At 47.5% G+C, this 20,191-nt stretch carries 15 protein-coding genes; all 15 read right to left on the reverse strand.

What is annotated here, in order from left to right; all coding sequences use genetic code 11:
• Positions 1-13: 13 nt before the first annotated feature.
• The 15 genes from murB to OM416_RS31805 all read right to left on the reverse strand — a co-directional run bounded on the left by murB (position 14) and on the right by OM416_RS31805 (position 20,174).
• A complete protein-coding gene (gene murB / locus OM416_RS06760) occupies positions 14-919 on the reverse strand; it encodes a UDP-N-acetylmuramate dehydrogenase (protein WP_264928058.1) in 906 nt (301 codons plus the stop codon).
• A 148-nt stretch (positions 920-1,067) separates the two neighbouring features.
• The gene (gene murG / locus OM416_RS06765; RefSeq protein ID WP_169481616.1) at positions 1,068-2,177 is read right to left on the reverse strand and encodes an undecaprenyldiphospho-muramoylpentapeptide beta-N-acetylglucosaminyltransferase; all 1,110 of its coding nucleotides are present in this window, start codon (positions 2,175-2,177) and stop codon (positions 1,068-1,070) included.
• A gap of 7 nt (positions 2,178-2,184) precedes the next feature.
• The gene (gene spoVE / locus OM416_RS06770; RefSeq protein WP_062835457.1) at positions 2,185-3,282 is read right to left on the reverse strand and encodes a stage V sporulation protein E; all 1,098 of its coding nucleotides are present in this window, start codon (positions 3,280-3,282) and stop codon (positions 2,185-2,187) included.
• A 48-nt stretch (positions 3,283-3,330) separates the two neighbouring features.
• Positions 3,331-4,752 (reverse strand): UDP-N-acetylmuramoyl-L-alanine--D-glutamate ligase, encoded by a 1,422-nt coding sequence (gene murD, locus OM416_RS06775; RefSeq protein WP_264928060.1) that lies wholly within the window; start codon positions 4,750-4,752, stop codon positions 3,331-3,333.
• A gap of 3 nt (positions 4,753-4,755) precedes the next feature.
• Entirely contained in the window at positions 4,756-5,724 is a 969-nt protein-coding gene (gene mraY, locus OM416_RS06780; protein ID WP_169481619.1) for a phospho-N-acetylmuramoyl-pentapeptide-transferase, read from the reverse strand.
• Positions 5,725-5,736: 12 nt separating this feature from the next.
• A complete protein-coding gene (locus OM416_RS06785; protein ID WP_319951902.1) occupies positions 5,737-7,149 on the reverse strand; it encodes a UDP-N-acetylmuramoyl-tripeptide--D-alanyl-D-alanine ligase in 1,413 nt (470 codons plus the stop codon).
• A complete protein-coding gene (locus tag OM416_RS06790) occupies positions 7,149-8,636 on the reverse strand; it encodes a UDP-N-acetylmuramoyl-L-alanyl-D-glutamate--2,6-diaminopimelate ligase (protein WP_264928063.1) in 1,488 nt (495 codons plus the stop codon). The genes OM416_RS06785 and OM416_RS06790 overlap by 1 nt, the downstream gene beginning before the upstream one ends.
• Positions 8,637-8,776: 140 nt before the next feature.
• Positions 8,777-10,729 (reverse strand): stage V sporulation protein D, encoded by a 1,953-nt coding sequence (locus tag OM416_RS06795; protein ID WP_264928064.1) that lies wholly within the window; start codon positions 10,727-10,729, stop codon positions 8,777-8,779.
• A gap of 93 nt (positions 10,730-10,822) precedes the next feature.
• Positions 10,823-13,156 (reverse strand): penicillin-binding transpeptidase domain-containing protein, encoded by a 2,334-nt coding sequence (locus OM416_RS06800; RefSeq protein ID WP_264928066.1) that lies wholly within the window; start codon positions 13,154-13,156, stop codon positions 10,823-10,825.
• Positions 13,157-13,168: 12 nt separating this feature from the next.
• Positions 13,169-13,597: a hypothetical protein gene (locus tag OM416_RS06805; protein WP_264928067.1), complete on the reverse strand. Its 429-nt coding sequence runs from the start codon at positions 13,595-13,597 to the stop codon at positions 13,169-13,171.
• A gap of 27 nt (positions 13,598-13,624) precedes the next feature.
• Positions 13,625-14,575, reverse strand: a complete 951-nt coding sequence (gene rsmH / locus OM416_RS06810; protein ID WP_145151100.1) for a 16S rRNA (cytosine(1402)-N(4))-methyltransferase RsmH — start codon at positions 14,573-14,575, stop codon at positions 13,625-13,627.
• Between the two features lie 18 nt (positions 14,576-14,593).
• Positions 14,594-15,031, reverse strand: coding sequence for a division/cell wall cluster transcriptional repressor MraZ (mraZ, locus tag OM416_RS06815; RefSeq protein WP_017687291.1), 438 nt, complete (start codon positions 15,029-15,031; stop codon positions 14,594-14,596).
• Positions 15,032-15,305: 274 nt separating this feature from the next.
• Positions 15,306-16,571 carry an adenosylhomocysteinase gene (locus tag OM416_RS06820; RefSeq protein ID WP_047843755.1) on the reverse strand — a complete coding sequence of 422 codons (1,266 nt, stop codon included), beginning with the start codon at positions 16,569-16,571 and terminating at the stop codon, positions 15,306-15,308.
• A gap of 44 nt (positions 16,572-16,615) precedes the next feature.
• Entirely contained in the window at positions 16,616-18,247 is a 1,632-nt protein-coding gene (bshC, locus tag OM416_RS06825) for a bacillithiol biosynthesis cysteine-adding enzyme BshC (protein WP_264928072.1), read from the reverse strand.
• Positions 18,248-18,404: 157 nt separating this feature from the next.
• Complete coding sequence (locus tag OM416_RS31805) at positions 18,405-20,174, reverse strand: ABC transporter ATP-binding protein (RefSeq protein WP_319951892.1); 1,770 nt, start codon at positions 20,172-20,174, stop codon at positions 18,405-18,407.
• Positions 20,175-20,191 lie beyond the last annotated feature (17 nt).

Below are 20,191 nucleotides of genomic sequence, written 5' to 3' on the forward strand. Positions count from 1 at the left end.
TCACCTCCGGGGTTTACCGCTCACCCATTACGAAGACTTCCGGTACCAGGTTAATACCGTTTTGAGATGATATAGTGCTCTGAATGTGCTGCATTAGGGTGATAACGTCCTCTGCTGTTGCTTGGCCTGTATTGACAATGAAATTGGCATGCATGGTGGATACCTGTGCGCCTCCCTGAATCAATCCTTTCAGCCCTGCTGCTTCAATCAGACGGGCTGCATGATCACCGGGGGGATTTCGGAACACACTGCCTGCACATGCCATCTGCAGTGGCTGTGTGCGGCGCCGGCGATCTTTGTAAGCCGCCATGGCTTCCGAAATGACTTTGCGCTCTCCCTGCTGAAGTTCAAATGCAGCTTCCAGCACGATGCCTCTCCGGTCATGCAGAACAGAGTGGCGGTAGGCAAAATCCATGTCCTCCTTGCTGTAACGTACCAATTCCCCTGTCTCCAGTACAATCTCAGCGAATTTGAATATCCGTGACACATCCGATCCATGGGCACCTGCGTTCATGTATACGGCTCCACCGACAGTACCGGGGATACCGCTGCCGAATTCCAGACCGGTCCATTCCTTTTTGGCAGCAACCACACTGAGTTTAACAAAAGAATGAGCCGCTCCGGCGGTTACGCCGTCTTCGTGAAACTCGGCATAATCAAAGCCTTCGCCAGGTTTCACAACAACACCACGTATTCCTTTGTCTGACACCAGCATGTTTGAGCCCCGTCCAAGTTGCATCCACGGAATCTGATGCTTGTGAAGCAATTGAACGAGAAGCAACATCTGCTCTTTATTCTCCGGAATGACCAGTGCATCCGCAGGACCGCCGATCTTCCATGTGGTGTATTTGGCTAGCGATTCGTTTTCAAGAACTCTGCCAACATTATGCTGGGACAGTATTGATATCCACTGGTACATGTGTGCATTCTCCTTTGCTTCAAAACCGATAACACGGTATGTTCTGTTGCTACAGACCGTGTTCTGGCGCCATGGAACGATGGTCACGATTTATACGGTATCTTATGTCAGTCCCGTCTTGTGTGTGACAATCGCCCACAAACGCACTTTATCGGCGTGCAGCAAGACGCTGAATTTCACGCACAAGCACTTCAGCTGCATCCGGTTTCCCCAGTTTCCTGGAGGCTTCAGCCATTCGTTTGCGCCCAAGTTCATCATTCATAATGCCGGCGATGGCTTCATACAGTACTTTGCCTGTAAGATCCTTCTCCAGCATCGTGAGCGACGCGCCTCCACCTTCAAGCTTGCGCGCATTGGCTTCCTGATGATTGTTGGTCACGTTAGGTGACGGAATCAGGATCGAAGGAATCCCCAGTGATGTAATCTCCGCAAGGAATGATGCCCCTGCACGATTTACAATCAAGGATGTGCAAGCAAGTACCTCAGGCATATTGTGCACATAAGGCAGAACATGCAGGTGGTTTGGCATTGTACCCAATGAACTGCGGATGGCTTCACGCGTTTCATCAAAATAGGTATCCCCTGTCACGTAAACCACATGAACATCATCCAGTTGTTCCAGCATTGGAGCCATGTCCACCATGGCTTTATTAATCGCTTTGGCTCCACGACTGCCACCGACCACAAGAACAACTCGGCTGTTCATCGGTACACCTAATGTGGCAAAACCACGATCACGGCTAGCCTGAGCTACCGTAGTCGCTCGCGGATTACCAGTGTAGATCACCTTTTTCGCACCCGAAAACGATTTTTCAAGACCTTCAAAGCTAACGGCAACCGTGTCCACATAACGCATCAAAAATTTGTTAGTCAGACCCGGAATGGCGTTCTGTTCATGAATTATACTCGGAATCCCCAGTTTTGTTGCTGCATACACCACAGGCCCACACACATATCCCCCCGTACCAATTACAACATCCGGTTTGAATTCCTTCAGCATTTTTTTGGACTTGCGTACACCTTGGATGAAACGCATGACCGTTTTCAGGTTGTCGATGGATAATTTGCGCCGAAAACCGGTGATATCAATCGATTTAAAAGGAATGTTTTCCTGGGGGACCAGTTTGCTTTCCAGCCCTCTGGTTCCGCCAATATATAGAAATGTCGAGTCCGGGTTCTCCGCCTCACATTGTCTTGCTATGGCAACGGCCGGATAGATATGTCCACCCGTACCGCCACCGCTTAGAACGACTCGCATCGCATAGTCACCTCGCATAACGGGATAAGTTCACTAAAATGCCCAGTGCTGTGAGCATGAGGGTCAATGATGATCCGCCGTAACTGATCAGAGGTAAGGTAATACCCGTAACTGGCATCATTCCAATGACAACACCAATGTTAATAATGACCTGTACGGCGACCATACCTACGATACCAACACCAAGCAGGCTGCCGAAGGCATCCGGGACGGTCATCGCTACACGCATTCCTCTCCACACCAACACCAGAAACAACAATAATACAATCATTCCACCTATAAAGCCGAGTTCTTCGGCCAAAATACTAAAAATAAAGTCCGTTTGCGGTTCAGGTACATAACTGTACTTCTGCCGGCTCATGCCCAGTCCCAATCCCGCCAGTCCACCAGGACCAATCGCGTATAACGATTGAATGATCTGATAACCGGCACCCAGTGGGTCGGACCACGGGTCCAAAAACGCTGTGATACGCTGCAACCGATAGGGAGCTGCTGCGATCAACGCTGCAAATCCGGCTACGCCGCCAAGAGCAAGCAAGCTTAGATGTTTCATTCGTGCTCCGGCTGTGAAAATAATAAGCATCGATGCTCCCATCATCACGGTGCCTGTCCCCAAATCAGGTTGCAGCATAATAATACCAAAAGCCAAACCGATCAATCCCAGCGGTGGCAGAAGCCCCGTTGTGAAAGTCTTGATTTTGCCCGGCTCCTTGCTCAGCCAGTGAGCGAGAAACAGAATCATGCCCAGCTTCATGAATTCTGAGGGCTGGATACCGAACGAACCTATACCAAGCCAACTTCGTGCGCCGCCGCGAACCACTCCAATTCCAGGAATGAGCACCGCAATAAGCATAATAAAACAGGCAATCAATATTGGCTTGGCATATTTCCTCCACACCCGATAGTCTACATTAGCAGTTACGAACATGGCCACAAGCCCAAGCACCGCAAACAAGGCCTGTCTTTTTACAAAATAAAATGAATCGCCATAATCATGAAAGGCAAGCACGGAGCCCGCACTATATACCATTATGATGCCGATGGCAAGCAATGCCAAAATACAAATCAGCAACCAAATATCTGGTGCTGGTCGCGTCTGTTTCATCAGGAGGCCACCCCTTGCATGGAAGTAGGGGCTTTTCCACCCCCCTACTTACAAGTTATGCGCCGCCTCTTTAAAAATGCGTCCCCGCTCTTCATAGGAAGCAAACATATCCCAACTTGCACATGCCGGAGATAACAAAACGACATCACCGGCAGTAGCAAGCTTCGATGCTTCCTGCACAGCAACGGTTAACGTCCGGGCAGCGTCCTCCTCATTATCGACGACCTTAATTTGCTTTAATCCGGCAATTTCCGCGACCTTGGCAATTTTTGTCCGTGTCTCTCCAATTGCAACGACAGCTTTTACCCGTTCCTGGAACAAGGGTAACAACTCCATCATGTCTGATCCACGATCCAGCCCTCCAGCAATTAACACGACCGGTTCCTTGAACGAATTCAGAGCCATGACCGTAGCCTTTGAATTGGTCGCTTTGGAGTTGTTGTAGTACGCAGATCCATTATGTTCCAAAACATATTCAAGGCGGTGTTCAACCGCCTTGAAGTCTGCAAGCGGAGCAGCCAGCACTGCTGGATCAGCTCCTGCAGCTACGGCAATGGCCACAGCAGCCATTGCATTTTCCACATTGAATCGTCCAGCGATGCCAATGTTCTCGATGTCGATAATGATGTGGCGATCTCCATTTTCATCCGCGTAGATCATCTGACGTTTCGCATCATCCTCTTCTCCATCCACATAAGGAGGATCTGCATACACACCTGTATCCAATTTCTCTATCATTGAGAAGGGGAGCAGTCTGCCTTTGATGTAAGGAACCAGAGCACGACATACCGCATCATCCCAATTCAGGATAGCTACGTCGTCAGGCTGCTGATTGGCGAACAGTTTGGATTTGGAAGCCACATAATCATCCATGCTCCCATGATAGTCCAGATGCGTCTCTGCAACGTTAAGCAAGCTGGCAATACGCGGTCGGAAATCAGCCGTTCCTTTGAGCTGGAAACTGCTAAGCTCAACAACCATCCAGTGATCTGGAGAAGCCTGCTCTGCCGCTTCACAGAGAGGTGTTCCAATATTACCGGCAATGATCGGCTTAAGGCCGGCATGTTCCAACATTTCCCCCACCCAAGTGGTCGTTGTTGTTTTGCCATTGGAGCCCGTGATACCAATCATGGGTGCAGCACATAGATGATACGCGACCTCTACCTCTGTCACCACTTTAATGCCTAATGCCAGAGCTTGCTGCACTGGAGCAGCATGGTATGGGATACCGGGATTTTTGACGACCAGCTTCACATCACTGTGAATCAGATCATCCGGATGCCCACCGCATACAACAGAAATTCCCAAAGCCTCCAATTCGGAAGCTTCGGGACACTGTTCTCTCTCTTTTTTATCATTTACTGTAACCTTCGCTCCGGCACGATCCAGCACTTTGGCGACTTGTACGCCGCTTTTGGCCAATCCGAGCACAACTACTTGTTGTCCGCGATATGATTCAGGATGGTTCATGATCTACAACCCCTTGTTGAGATAAAGTCCAAGAGCGGCCAAAATTGCGCCTACCGCCCAAAAGGTAATAACAACCCGCCATTCCGACCAGCCACTTAATTCAAAGTGATGGTGAATAGGGCTCATTTTGAATACACGCTTGCCGCGAGTCTTGAATGATACCACTTGAATGATAACAGACAGGATCTCGATGACAAAGATACCGCCAATGATGACAAATAGAAGCTCTGTTTTGGTTACAATCGCTACCGCGCCAATCGCACCGCCAATGCCCAGAGAACCTGTGTCTCCCATAAACACTTTGGCCGGATGTGCGTTATATACCAAGAAACCAAGCACGGCTCCAATCATGGCTGCTGCAGCTACAGCTGCTGGCATCGACGTGGCTTGCATCGCCACAATGGCAAACGCTCCAAAAGCAATCGCACTTACCCCGGACAACAAACCATCCAGACCATCGGTAAAGTTAACCGCATTGGTAATGGCAAGCATCATGAATACAACAAACGGATAATAGAACCATCCGGTCCAGTCGAACGAGAATGACGTACCCGGAATAGAAATGGCTGTGCTGTGCCCATTCTGGATCAGCAAGAAACACATCACTGCACTGAAGAATAATTGGCCCAGCATTTTTTGTCTGGCCGTTAGTCCCAGCGAACGTTTGAACACAATTTTGATGTAGTCATCCAGGAAACCTATCAGCCCAAATCCCAGCGTAGCCACGAGCAAGACATAAAAGTCTGTATTCTTGACTGCCGAAAATTTCAAAAAGGCCAATGTGAACGCAACTAAAATGACGACGCCACCCATTGTAGGTGTTCCGCTTTTTTTCAAATGGCTCTGAGGCCCATCTTCCCTAACCTGCTGCCCGAATTTCATTCGTCGTAACAGCGGAATCAAGAGCGGTGCGGCAATCACCGCCAGAATAAATGAAACGCCGATTGTTAACAGTAATACCTGAAAATCCATGGGTTCACCCCTCTAGTCTACTCGATTCTGTAATGGTGCTATTTGTAGTGCTTCGACCACGTCCTCCAGCTTCATGCCTCTTGAGGCTTTGAACAAGACAACGTCTCTGGGATGTAGTTTCTCCAGTAGATAACGGGTCATTTCTTCTTTATCTATAAAAGCATGCACAGCCTCTGTAGGCATATGCTTGCTTGCTCCTTCAGCAATCTTGGCTGATAGCGGACCATATACCAGCACCATGTCCATTTTGGCCGATGTGATATACTCTCCAATTCCGTAATGCAGATCCTGCTCCTGGGGACCAAGTTCAAGCATATCACCAAGCACAGCCACTTTCATGTGATACCCTTTCAGACCTTCCAATACATCGATTGCGGCCTTCATGGAGGTTGGACTTGCATTGTATGCATCATTCAACAGGGTTAGACCACTAACACCTTGAGTAACCTCGATGCGCATGCCTGTCAGTTTCAAGCGGGACAATCCCGCAGCAATCTGTTCCGTAGTCACTCCAAAATGACGGGCTACAGCGAGGGCAGCCAAACAGTTAATGACATTATGTGTTCCCAGCAGGGGGAGCGTAATTGCATGGTCTCCAAACTGTTTCGTGGTGAAAACAACCCCGTTCTGAGCATTCATGAGTCCGGTAGGATAGTCATCATTATCGGTTTGCAGACCAAATGTAAACCGCTGCAATCCCTCTGGTTGTTTCGTTGCGGGCTCTTCAAGGACTTGTGCAATTAAAGGCTCGTCTCCGTTGTAGATCAGTAATCCGCCCGGCTTCATTCCCGCTGCAATCTCGGCTTTGGCTCTGGCAATCTCCAATCTGGACCCCAGTTGCAGCAGGTGAGATTCACCTATATTGGTAATGATCGCTACATCAGGCTGCGCAATAACCGATAAATCGTTAATTTCCCCGCGACCACTCATACCCATCTCCAAAATGATAATCTCTGTATCCGGGTCCATGCTTAGTACAGTCAGTGGTAAACCAATATGGTTATTGAAGTTGCCTTGCGTCTTGTGCACTTTAAACGTCGTCGAGAGAATCGCATCCACGATGTCCTTCGTTGTCGTCTTGCCGTTACTGCCTGTAATGCCAACAACAGCAGCTCTATTCTCCGTTAGATAAGCAGATGCGAGTGCTTGCAGTGCGACAAGTGTGTCGTTAACAATAATGACAGCTCCTTGTGGCGGAGTACCATGATCCTTTTGCCAGATCGCCCCTGCGGCACCCTTCTCTAGACAGGCTTGCACAAATTCGTGTCCGTCAAACCTTTCACCCACTAGCGGGAGAAACAAACTGCCCTCCAGAGGTTTACGCGAATCGGTAAACACCCCTTCGACCATTACATTGCCATGAGCAGCAACGTCACTTAATGTTCCTCCACACATCTCGGCCAATCGTGCCAATGTTCTTTTTATCAATTGGATTTGCCCCTTATCGCTTCTTTGGCTATGATCCGGTCATCAAAATCGGTTTTGGTTGTGCCGATAATCTGATAGGTCTCGTGACCCTTGCCCGCAATCAATACTACATCGGCTGGGCTTGCCATTTCAATAGCTTCATGAATCGCCTGGCGCCGATCCACAATCATCGTATAACGTTCAGCAGGAACGGATTCTTCAATCAGGCCCTGTTCAATGTCTTTGAGAATCAGATCCGGATCTTCTGTCCGTGGATTATCAGAAGTGACGAGTACAAAATCGCTATACATCGCAGCAATCTTACCCATGAGAGGTCGTTTGGTACGATCTCTGTCACCCCCACAGCCAAACACACAGATCACACGTCCTTCAGCAAATTCCTTCACCGTCCGCAGTACATTCTCCAGTCCATCCGGTGTATGAGCGTAGTCGACAATAACAGCAAATGGCTGCCCTTCGTCAACTCCTTCAACACGTCCATCCACACCCGGAACTGTCTCCAGACTGCGTTTGATCTCTTCCAATGGAACGCCTTCCACCAGCGCTGCAGAGATTGCTGCCATCGCATTGTACACATTGAATTTACCTACCATGCGCAAGCGAATATCCGTGCTGCCTGCAAATGTATCCACGTGGAAAGAGGTCCCCAGAGAGGTAATTGAGATTTGGGATGCGCGTACATCCGCCTCTTCACCCATTCCATATGTAATCACTTCAGCCGCAGTCACAGAGATGAAATATGCCGCAGCCGGATCATCTGCATTGATGACAGCGAATTTACGCTGTGAAGCATCTTCGGTATACCCGTTACCCAGTCGTGCAAAGAACAACCCTTTGGCCCCGCGATATTCCTCCATGGAATGGTGGTAGTCCAGATGATCCTGCGTCAGATTAGTGAATACCGCAGTACGGAAATTCGTTCCCTTTACTCTCCCTTGTTCCAATGCGTGAGAAGAAACTTCCATAACACAGCAATCCGTCCCCTTCTGAACCATATCATGCAAGCTACGCTGCAGATCAAGCGCCTCTGGTGTCGTTCCTGACATCGGGTAGGTGCGACCGTCATACCGCATTTGAATAGTACCGATCAATCCCGTCTTGCGTCCAAAATCACTCATGATTTTTTCAATCAAATAGGTGGTCGTCGTTTTTCCGTTCGTTCCCGTTACACCAATCATATTCATCTTCTGGCTTGGCGAGTCAAAAAAGAAATCTGCCAGAACAGCCATCGCAAACCGACTGTCCTTCACCAGCAATTGCGGCACAGGCAGATCCAGCTGACGTTCAACCACCAATGCAACTGCACCGGCATTGACAGCTTTTTCTGCATAATCATGACCATCTACCGTATGTCCCGGAAGACAGATAAACAGATCACCCGGTTTTACCTGCCGGGAATCTGTCTGAAGGTTTTGGCATTCTGTATTCGATTCGCCCACGAGACGGGCGGTGGTCAGCATCGATGCAAATTGTTTTAAAAGCACATGAATAACCTCACTTTTCCAATTATACTTCTGTTTTAGCATATGTCTGTATTTATTAATATCGTCAATACAACCAAATAATGAAACGCGTTTGGATGAATTTTGTTGCGCTTGAAACCACAAACTGCTTCAAAGCCCCATTAATCATCCTTTGTGTGGTCATGCGCATCGTTCAGAACATCACCCATGTAAATGCGGATGGTTGAACCCTGATCTACCCTTGCCCCAGGCTTAGGCGCCTGATTAATCACGTATTTTCCACTGCCGGACTTCGCCAGCATAAAATTCATGTTCAGGTCTTCATACAGATCTTCGACTGTGGCTCCTGTCAGATCTGGAACCGTCACGATTTTGGTCTCACCATATTTGTATTCTTTGGCGACCTGATCTTTCCGAACAGGGACATTCATGTAATGCAGCGCATCCTCAAGGATGTTCTGTACAATCGGAGCGGCAACTACACCCCCGAACTGTATTCCTTTGGGATTATCCACTGCAGTATAGACCACAATCTGGGGGTCATCTGCTGGTGCAAATCCGATAAAGGATACGATATGCTCGGTTGAGGAATAACGTCCGTTGATAACCTTCTGGGCTGTACCTGTTTTGCCACCGACCCGGTATCCATCAATGAACGCTGGACGCCCGGTACCTTTCGCGACAACACTCTCGAGTGCTTCACGTACTTGCTTGGATGTATTCTCCGAGATCACCTGACGAACCAGCTCCGGCTTGGCTTCTTCCATCACTTCTCCCGTTACCGGATGGACCCACGCTTTCGTAACATATGGCTTGTAAAGTTTACCCCCGTTGATGGCCGCTGACACAGCTGCTACTTGCTGAATAGGTGTAACCGATACACCTTGACCAAAAGCAGTCGTTGCAAGCTCGACAGGTCCCACTCTGGACAGTTTGAACAGAATTCCACTGGCTTCTCCGCTAAGGTCGATCCCTGTTTTGGTACCGAAGCCAAAGTCTTTAATATAGGAGAACAGCGATTCTTTTCCCAGCCTCTGCCCCAGAGCCACAAATCCCGGGTTGCATGAGTTCTCCACAACTTGCAGGAAAGTCTGACTTCCATGGCCGCCCTTTTTCCAGCAACGCAGACGGGCTCCACCCACCTCAACATATCCGGGATCAAAAAATTGATCCTGTTGCAGATTGACCTTTTTCTCTTCAAGTGCTGCTGCCAAGGTAATGATCTTGAACGTAGAACCTGGTTCGTACGTCATCCAGATCGGTAAATTTCGATTGTAAATCTCCGCAGGATATTGTTGATAATCGGCCGGTTCGTATCCCGGCCTGCTCGACATACCCAAAATTTCACCCGTTTTGGGATTCATCGCTATAGCCAGAGCTGAGTTCGCCTGGAATTTCACCATGGCCTGATCCAGTTCTCTCTCCATGATGGACTGAATTGATTTATCAATGGTCAGCTTGAGGTTAAGGCCGTCCTTCGGTTCCACATACTTCTCGGATGAGCCCGGCATTAGCCTTCCGGCCGCATCGGACAAGTAGGACACACTGCCATTCAAACCATTCAGCTTATCATCATATTTCTTCTCGACTCCCGTTAGGCCCTGATTATCAATCCCCGTAAATCCGAGAATATGAGCAGCCAGATCATCATAGGGATAAAAACGTTTATTGTCCTCAGCAACAACGATACCCGGAAGCTTCAAATCACGGATGCGCTGAGCTTTCTCCATCGTAATTTTGCGGCCGCCGGGTTGTAATCGTACAATGAGTTCACGTTTCTTGATGGTTGCCAGCACTTTCTCTTCCGTCATCCCCAGCAATGGGGCAAGCGCTCTGGCTGTCGTTTCAGCTTCCTTGACTTGTGCCGGGATAGCCATAATGGTTGGTGTTGTCACATTATAGGCCAGAGAGGTTCCATTTCGATCCAGGATCTCCCCTCGCTTGGCAGAGTAAGGAATATTACGACGCCAGGATTCTTCTGCTTTTGCTGACAATTCAGGGCCTTGCCCGAGCTGTACATAAGCAAGCCTAATCACCAAGGCCGAAAATAACAAAACTAAAATCACTAAACTCCATAGCAACCTGCGCCGCAGATTTACGCTTGATCCCTTCACGAAAAGATCCCCCCACTCGTCCCAAAATCATGATCTCGTTCCATTCATGAATATTCAGGACAACCGGGGGTTAGAACAAGCTGTCAGAGCTCCCTATGGTAGTGAAGCCCCGTTTGTTGCTGCATCATCAGAGGATTCTGATTCATTGGCAGGAGCTTTATTGTTATCCGTTTCGTCTTTTCCGTCGGTTTTACCTTCTGCACCTGACGTTTCTTGTTCCTTCACTTCGGTTTCTGACGACGGATCAGAAGAGATTGGAGCCTCATCTGCTATGCCGGTAACTGCGGCTTTGGCAGTCTGCAAATTCAGCTGTACGGTTCTCTGCTCACCCGAGACCTGCTCAGTTTGCTTCACGACATAACCCTCGCCCTTGACGGTAACTCCCACTTTCATGAGAGAAAGTACTTCAAGAGCATCCCGGAGAGATTCACCTGTTAGATCAGGAATCTTCATCTTGCTACTTTCTTCCGTAAGCAGATAGATTCGTTGGCCTGGATTCATGGATGCCCCAGCAACCGGATACTGCCGAATTACATTATCCCCTTGACCAAGCGTCACATAAGCAATACCTGCGCTTAGAAGTTGGCTTCTGGCCTGTTTGGCTGTTTTACCACTCAGGTCCGGCGCCTTGGCTTGCACGACAGGAACTTCTTTTGACTTTTTGTCAGCAGTTTTGGCTGTATCCTTGGGAACTCCCATATATTGAAGCGTTTGGCTCACAATTTTTTTGAATACCGGGGCAGCTGCAGTTCCTCCCCCAATGTTCGTACCATCAGGCTGGTCAATGACAACAAGTATAGCGATCTTCGGATTGTTTACGGGTGCAAATCCAATAAACGATACAACGTCTTTCGACTTGCTGTATTCCCCGTTAACAACCTTTCTTGCTGTACCTGTCTTACCAGCTACACGGTAACCCTCAATATAAGCGTTACGACCGGTACCAATCGTTTGGTCTGCAACCACTTGTTCCAGATAACCGCTCACTAATTTGGAAGATTCCTTGGAAATCACCTGACGAACAACTTTGGGTTTGATGATTTCCGTTGTCCCATCATTCGGGTTCTTGATCTCTTTCACCAGATGCGGCTCCAGCAATTTGCCGCCATTAGCAATCGCCGAGATCGCTGCGACTTGTTGAATTGGTGTTACCTGTACAAGACCATGACCGTAAGCTGCGGTAGCAATCTCGGATTTGTAAACCAGTGGCTTGATCGGTGAAGCTGCCTCACTCGGCAGATCAATACCTGTCTTTTTACCAAAACCGAATTGGTCTATGTAATGACGCAGACGTTCACCACCAAGCATGTTGTAACCCAAGTTAACAAAGGCAATGTTACTTGACCTTTTAACACCTTCAAGATAAGAAATCCAACCATAGGAATGACCATTATCACTAATCGGGAAACCCCCGATATACATGCGTTTGGACTCAAAACTTGCATTGGGATCAAAGAGTTTTTCTTCCACAGCCCCTGCCAGTGTAACGATTTTGAATGTAGAACCTGGCTCATAGATGGATTGCGTCGCATGATTAATAAAGTTCTTTTGATCGGGCGTACTGCCGTACGTATTAGGATTAAAGGTTGGCCAGTTCGCCATCCCCAGAATCTCCATTGTGTTCGGGTCCGCAGCAATAACCGTCATGCTCAGTGGATTATACTTGGCGACGGCTTCTTTCATTGCATCCTCAATGTAGAACTGGATCGTATCATCGATCGTTAGCGTGAGGTTTTTCCCGTTCTGTGGTGGCAGATAGTTGTCCTGTGAATCCGGAAGTTTGATGCCTTTAGCATCCTTCTGATAATTCAGATACCCGTCTGTACCTGTCAGTGCTTCATCATATGAGACTTCAAGTCCATTGACAGCTTTTCCGTCACGGCTCATATATCCCAATAGATGAGAAGCAAGTGTTTCTTCCGGGTAAAAACGCTTCGACTCCTGAGCCATCACAATTGCATTACGAGCCTTGTATTCATCTTGCAATTCTTCACGCAACTCATTGACTTTTGCGGCAAGCTCAGGACTGATCTTATATCCTTCACTGCGCACTTCACGTTGCTGAAAAAAATCGCCATTTTCTTTCTTCGCTGTGACCAGAGCACGCATCTCACTCTCATTTTTCCCTAGAAGGGTAGAGAGTTTCTCCGTGACAACATCCTGTATGCCGAGTTCATCGATCAAGAGGGGATTGACCGAAACCGTATACGCAGGCGCATCAGTAGCCAGAATGTTACCATTACGATCCGTAATCGTTCCACGTGCAGCCTTAATGGTCTGTTCCCGCTCTACCAAACCGGCCGCCCGTTCCTGCCATACACCGCCATTCACAACTTGAATGAAAAAGATTCGGGTTACGAGTACAAGAAAAAAGAGGGTAATACATCCCCCTATTAGCAACGTGCGCATCTTTATTCTTTTTATCATCGGAACACCTCTTTACTTACTGCTTGCTGTATTCGAGGACGATTCAGTACCTGTTGATTTCGTACTTGTTGAGCGAGGTACAAAAATGACATCCTTACCGGAAGCTTCAACGTACCCAAGTTGTTTTGCATTTGCGATGACCTGGTTGTTCAATGTTTCTTTTTCCACTTGCAGGTCTGCAATGGTCTTCTCATACCCCTTGACTTCCGAAATAGTGGACTGTGCCTGCTTGTTCAGATCATAGATATGAGCATAACGAGACATCAAGGCTCCTCCAACAAGGATCACTGCAACCAGGGTAATCAGATACAAAATTTTCTCGCGTGCCGGAAGACCGGTACGACGAGTCACCACTTTGGTGGTTTCTTTGTATCGTTGCTGGGTCACACGTTCCTGGGACGCTTTTTCTTTTACGGCGAGATTACCACGTGTATATGCCATACTCCGATTCTCTCCTCCACTCTTGATCTACAATTTCTCGGCTACGCGCAGCTTGGCTGAACGAGCACGTGAATTTTCGGCCAATTCCGTTTCCGTTGGAATCAGCGGTTTTCTGTTAATTAAACGCAGGGACCCCTTGCCCCCACATACACACAACGGAAAATCGGGTGGACATGTACATTTCTCCAGATAACTGCTTAAAATCTGTTTACATATCCGATCCTCTAGGGAGTGGAAGGTAATAACAGATACACGTCCTCCTGGTGCCAGACAACGAACAGCCTGATGCAATCCTTCTTCAAACGCACCCAACTCATCGTTGACGGCAATCCGTAATGCCTGGAAGCTACGTTTGGCAGGATGTCCCCCGGTACGGCGAGCTGCCGCCGGTATGCCTTCCTTGATCAGTTCCACTAGTTCACCAGTCGTCTCAATGGTAGACTGAGCTCGTTTTCCGACGATAACACGAGCAATCCTTCTCGAAAACTTCTCTTCACCATAGCGATACAAAATTCGAGCAATCTCTTCTTCTGGCCATTCATTCACAATCTCTTTGGCCGTCAGCATTGCATCCTGGTCCATTCGCATATCGAGCGGAGCATCGTGATTGTAGCTGAATCCACGTTCTCCTTCATCAAATTGCGGAGATGACACACCCAAGTCGTACAAGATACCATCGACCTGTGGTACGCCATCCTTCATCGGTACATCCAGATCCTTGAGTACCTGTTCCAGATCTCGAAAATTGGTTTTCACCAATGTTACACGTTCTCCATAGGCAGCGAGCTTCTCGCGAGCATTATCCAAAGCCCAATCATCCTGATCAAGTGCGATCAGACGTCCCCCTGGACCGAGCTTGGAAGCAATCACGGAGCTATGTCCGCCACCGCCTAAAGTGCAGTCCACGTATATACCGTCCTGCTTGATGTTTAATCCCTCTGTTGCCTCTTCTTTGAGTACGGTTATGTGGTGAAACAACCTGCACCCCTCCTGACTTTATAAATCAAAATTAAAATCGACCAGCTTTTCGGCAATGTCGTTGAATGCTTCTTCGGATTGATTGAAATAACTCTCCCATATGCCTTTGCTCCAAATCTCCACCCGGTTCGACACGCCAAGAACAACACAATCCTTGTCCAGCTTGGCATACTCTCTTAAATTGCCCGGCAGATTTACCCTGCCCTGTTTGTCCAGTTCACATTCGGTTGCACCCGAGAAAAAAAACCGGGTAAACGCACGTGCATCAGATTTCATCAATGGCAGTGCTTTGAGCTTCTGTTCCATGACCCCCCACTCCTCCATGGGGTACACGAAAAGACACTGGTCCAAACCCCGTGTGACAACGAAAGACGGTCCCAGAGATTCGCGGAATTTTGCCGGAATGATAACCCGACCCTTATCATCAATGCTATGTTGGAACTCCCCCATAAACATTGGCCCACTCACTCCTCACCCGTTTCTCCCACTTTGCCCCACTTTCCACCACCTAAGCATAATAGATTCGCACAAAAAAATCAAAACCCTTCTTGCATTCTTTGATTTTTTGTTTTTTTAGCATAAAAAAAACGTCTTTGATCCTGTCACTCAGGATCAAAGACGTTTCCCGTATACGGGCAATCGTATGTCTACCCGCACATGAGCCATATCATCAATAAACCATTCTATACCTTTTGAACCATTTCAGCAGCTTGTAATTATTGGATAGTGCTTAAAATTTCCAGCTATCCAAATATTTTTCCTGTTCTGCTGACAAGGAATCAATCCCGATATTCAGGCTTTCAAGTTTGTAGCTGGCAACCTGTTGGTCGATATCGTAAGGTACATTAACCACGTTTTTACCCAAGTTTTCATAATTTTCACTCACATAACGCAGACCAAGCGCTTGAAGAGCAAACGTCGTATCCATGATTTCTGCCGGGTGACCATCTGCTGCACCCAGGTTCACAAGACGACCTTCTGCAAGAAGGTACATTTTACGACCATCTTTGAAACGATATTCTTCAATGTTGCGGCGAACTGTGCGAATCGATTCCGAACGTTTAGCCAATTCAGGTTTATTCACTTCAACATCAAAGTGACCTGCATTGCTCAGGATTGCTCCGTCCTTCATCACATCGTAATGCTCACCCGTGATAACATCCTTATTACCTGTAACTGCGATAAAGAAATCGCCCAACTTGGCCGCTTCCACCATCGTCATGACCCGGAATCCGTCCATGTGTGCTTCTACCGCTTTGATTGGATCAATCTCGGTTACGATCACATTCGCTCCAAGACCTTTGGCGCGCATCGCTACCCCTTTACCACACCAACCATATCCGGCTACTACTACATTTTTCCCTGCTATAACCAGATTGGTTGTACGAATAATACCGTCAAATGCGGATTGACCTGTGCCATAACGATTATCAAACAGATATTTGCAGTATGCGTCATTAACTGCCACCATCGGGAATTTCAATTGGCCTTCTTTCGCCAATGCTTTCAAACGAATAATGCCCGTTGTCGTTTCTTCTGCTCCTCCGCGAATCGTCGCTGCGAGGTCAGGACGCTCGGATGCAATAATGGTTGCGAAGTCTCCGCCATCATCAATAATGAGATCAGGTTTCACCTCAAGTGCACGAAGCTGCAGTGATTTGAATTCCGCAGGTTCCGGGTTGTACTTCGCATATACGGTAACGCCATCCTCTACCAATGCTGCACAGACATCATCTTGTGTAGACAATGGGTTGCTGTGCGTAATCGTTACTTCTGCCCCACCGGCTTGGATCACTTTTGCTAAGTAAGCTGTTTTTGCCTCCAGATGAAGACAAATGGCAACTTTCAAACCTTTGAAAGGCAGATCCTGTTCAAACTGGCGACGAATGCGGTTCAATACCGGCATGTGTGCCTCTACCCAATCAATTTTCAGATGACCCTCTGAAGCGAGTCCCATATCTTTAACAATACTGTTTTGCAATGCAGGTGTAGTCATTTCATGTCCTCCTCGTTTAAGTGTTTCTTCTATTATAAAGGTCTCTACAGTGCAATAACCCTGTGCTCTCCACGGAATTCACTTGAAGCCTTAATCAGTTCATCGATCCACTCGGTGCCATAGCGATTTAGGTAAAAGAGCGCATTATGTACTCGTTCCTGCGGTTTGCCCGTCGGGAATAGGGAGTTTTGAATGCCGTTCCAATGCCTTAGACTTACATTATGTTTATCCTCAATGGCTTTGTGAGTCTGCTGTTTGAGATACTGCATTTGCTCGTTGATTTTATTCAAGTTAGTATCTCCAATTCGTTCCAACCCCGGATGGATTTCCGTAATCTCATCTAACAATGGGCCATACAAATCCAGAAATGCTTCCTGAACCTTATCAAATTGTTCATCTACCTGGAACGTCTCCTGTTGTGCGAGCCACTGTTCCTTCTTGTCTTCCATATCATATTGAACATCCTGAAAAGAAAGTCCATATTGTTTCATATGTTTGTGATGAATATCTTCCATGATAGTGAAGGACAACCGTGGCAACAAAATAGGCATTTGCAGTCCAAACTGACGGAATGCTTCGCGAGTCAAACCCCAATATGCAATTTCACCTTGCCCCAAAATAACAGCCGCTACAGGCAGAACCGAATCCTGCATTAATGGCCGAGTCAATACGTTGTTACTGAAGCGCTCCGGATGTTCTTCTAGTTCCTGGAGCAGACGCTCCTCTGTGAAAGAAACCAGGCCTTTGCGGTCGCCGTATAAGCCATCCTTGAGCATCAAAAGCAAACGCGTGCCTTCATGGATATAGAACAGATTGGCTCCATCCTCAGCCACTTCGGCAGGCATAGCATAACCAGCTTGTTGTACCAACGAAGATCCTTGTGTGTACGCGTTACGCAACACTTCATTTTGTCGGATCAGCCGTTCAAACACGGGCTGTTCCAATCTGCGCAAGTCTGGATCTGATGCATCCATTAGTACAAGTCCACTACTGGCAAACAAAGCGGATATCATGCGGGCAAATGCATCACTCAGATTCGAACTGGATTGATGGATCTCTGTGATGCATTTCATCAATCCCGGTTTATGTATCGTATCAGGCAACAGATGTTCCACCTGCTCGAGTACACTCATCCACTGCTGTGTATCCACATGAACATTACTCACAGAATCCCTTCCTGCGAATCGTCCTTGCAACTTGACTTTCTTCATGTCTCCCTGTGGATCAGGCAAATACGTATGGTTAACCTCATCCCAGTCATGGTCTTCACCAGCGATCCAAAACACTGGAACTACCGGGCGTTGAAGTCTTTCTTCGGCTTCACGGGCAGCTGCCACTACGCTAGCTGCTTTGTATATGACGAACAGTGGTCCGGTGAGTAGACCGCTCTGCTGTCCTCCTGTAACCACTAATGCGTCTTGTTCAGCAAGACGTGTGATAGACGCATGAACCTCTCCATGGTCGTTCACCCGTTTATTATATATACGTAAATACTCTGCCAGATCACGACGATCAATACGTGTGTTTTCCGATTGGTCCAGCCACTCGGCACGCGCCTGAAGTCCTGATTCCCAGCGAATGTCATACTCGTAAAGGACACGCGCAGCATCTCTTGAACAGATATAATCTTCTGCAAGTCTTGATCCGCTGCGGAGTGCCTCGGTAATACCGTTCATGAGGTCTGCCTCCTATTCTGCTTCAAAGAGCCTTTCTTGATTGTACCGAATTCAGGGCCGCTTCGTCAAAAGAAAGTAATTAAAAAACGAAAAAAACCGCCGAACAAGTCGGCGGTACATAATACATCAATAATAGCATATTACTTTAATATTTCTATTATACGTAAGGTTCTGCTACCCAGTGACCTTTGGAAATCTCAATCAATTGAGCATTTTCCAGGTTGTACGGGTCATTTGCAGGACCACCAGATCCATTCTGAATCGGGCTCATATGCTCTTCCGGCAGCAAGATGCGACGTTTGTTCGCTTCGACTTCCGGATCAGGTACAGGGATCGCTGAGAGCAATGTTTTGGTGTAAGGGTGAATAGGGTTCGCATACAGTTCTTCACTTTCTGCGAGTTCAACCACTTTACCCATGTACATTACAGCTACACGGTCACTGATATGTTTAACCATCGACAAGTCATGCGCAATAAACAGGTATGTCAAGCCCAGACGTTGCTGAAGTTCTTCAAGCAATTTAACGACCTGTGCCTGGATAGATACATCCAGTGCAGACAATGGTTCATCACAGATGATGAATTTAGGGTCTACAGCAAGTGCTCGTGCAATCCCGATCCGTTGTCTTTGACCACCGGAGAATTCATGTGGATAACGAAGTGCATGACTCGGATTCAAACCTACGAGATCCAGCAACTCTTCCACTCGTCTCTTGCGCTCTTTAGTGCTGGAAGCCAGACCGTGAATGTCCAGGGATTCCCCGATAATATCCATTACGTTGAAACGCGGGTTAAGCGATGCATATGGATCTTGGAAGATCATTTGCATATCTTTACGCATTTCTTTCATTTTACGCGGGGACAACTTGTAGATATCTGTTCCGTTAAAGTTAACACTTCCGCCAGTTGGCTCATAAAGACGCAGAATGGTACGACCTGTTGTGGATTTACCACAGCCGGACTCGCCTACAACGCCAAGCGTTTCACCTTCAAAGATATCAAAGCTTACGTCATTGACCGCTTTGAGAATGTTACCTTTACCCAAATTAAAGTACTGTTTCAAGTTTTTCACTTGTACCAGAGGCTTGTTGCTGCCCTTGATAATACCAGCTGGAGCTGGCTTTTCCTTTTTGGGCTCGTCCAGACGAGGCAAAGCATTGAGCAATTTAATCGTATATGGATGTTGAGGATTACTAAAGATTTCAGCAGTTGTTCCTGTTTCAACAACCTCGCCTTCTTTCATAACAACAACACGGTCACACATACCTGCTACGACACCAAGGTCATGCGTAATCAGCATGATCGAAGTTCCAAGCTTCTGCTGCATGTCTTTCATTACATCCAGAATTTGAGCCTGAATTGTAACGTCAAGTGCAGTTGTCGGCTCATCCGCAATCAGAAGGGATGGACGACAAGCAAGTGCGATCGCAATCATGGCACGCTGACGCATACCACCAGAGAATTGGTGTGGGTAATGATTCATGCGAATAGCCGCATTTTTGATACCTACAAGTTCCAGCATTTCCAACGCAGCTTTATTTGCCGCTTGTTTGGACATATTCTGATGCTTGCGCAGTACTTCAGTAATTTGTTTACCAATTTTAATGGTAGGATTCAAAGAAGTCATTGGATCTTGGAAGATCATACCGATATCTTTACCACGAATCGCTTCCATTTGTTTGTCTGTCTTATTCAGCAGGTCTTGCCCGTGAAAAGTAATTTCTCCGCTTTTGACCTTCGAAGGCGGGGAGGGAATCAATTTCATGATGGTTTGGGCTGTAACACTCTTACCACTACCCGATTCACCTACGATCCCCAGCGTCTCTCCTTTGCCAAGTTCAAAACTCACATGTTTAACGGCATCAAATTCACCAGAGCGCGTTGAGAACGACACACTCAAGTCTTTGACTGTTAAAATCGGCTCCATAATCCCACCTCCTATTT

The sequence above is a fragment of the Paenibacillus sp. LS1 genome, assembly GCF_026013365.1.
Taxonomy (GTDB): domain Bacteria; phylum Bacillota; class Bacilli; order Paenibacillales; family Paenibacillaceae; genus Paenibacillus.

What these genes read in the sequence shown, in the direction of transcription:
- murB (WP_264928058.1), bottom strand. Translation starts at nt 919, where the DNA reads ATGTACCAGTGGATATCAATACTGTCCCAGCATAATGTTGGCAGAGTT.
- mraY (WP_169481619.1), bottom strand. Translation starts at nt 5,724, where the DNA reads ATGGATTTTCAGGTATTACTGTTAACAATCGGCGTTTCATTTATTCTG.
- murD (WP_264928060.1), bottom strand. Translation starts at nt 4,752, where the DNA reads ATGAACCATCCTGAATCATATCGCGGACAACAAGTAGTTGTGCTCGGA.
- OM416_RS31805 (WP_319951892.1), bottom strand. Translation starts at nt 20,174, where the DNA reads ATGGAGCCGATTTTAACAGTCAAAGACTTGAGTGTGTCGTTCTCAACG.
- OM416_RS06805 (WP_264928067.1), bottom strand. Translation starts at nt 13,597, where the DNA reads ATGGCATATACACGTGGTAATCTCGCCGTAAAAGAAAAAGCGTCCCAG.
- mraZ (WP_017687291.1), bottom strand. Translation starts at nt 15,031, where the DNA reads ATGTTTATGGGGGAGTTCCAACATAGCATTGATGATAAGGGTCGGGTT.
- OM416_RS06800 (WP_264928066.1), bottom strand. Translation starts at nt 13,156, where the DNA reads ATGATAAAAAGAATAAAGATGCGCACGTTGCTAATAGGGGGATGTATT.
- OM416_RS06820 (WP_047843755.1), bottom strand. Translation starts at nt 16,571, where the DNA reads ATGACTACACCTGCATTGCAAAACAGTATTGTTAAAGATATGGGACTC.
- murG (WP_169481616.1), bottom strand. Translation starts at nt 2,177, where the DNA reads ATGCGAGTCGTTCTAAGCGGTGGCGGTACGGGTGGACATATCTATCCG.
- spoVE (WP_062835457.1), bottom strand. Translation starts at nt 3,282, where the DNA reads ATGAAACAGACGCGACCAGCACCAGATATTTGGTTGCTGATTTGTATT.
- bshC (WP_264928072.1), bottom strand. Translation starts at nt 18,247, where the DNA reads ATGAACGGTATTACCGAGGCACTCCGCAGCGGATCAAGACTTGCAGAA.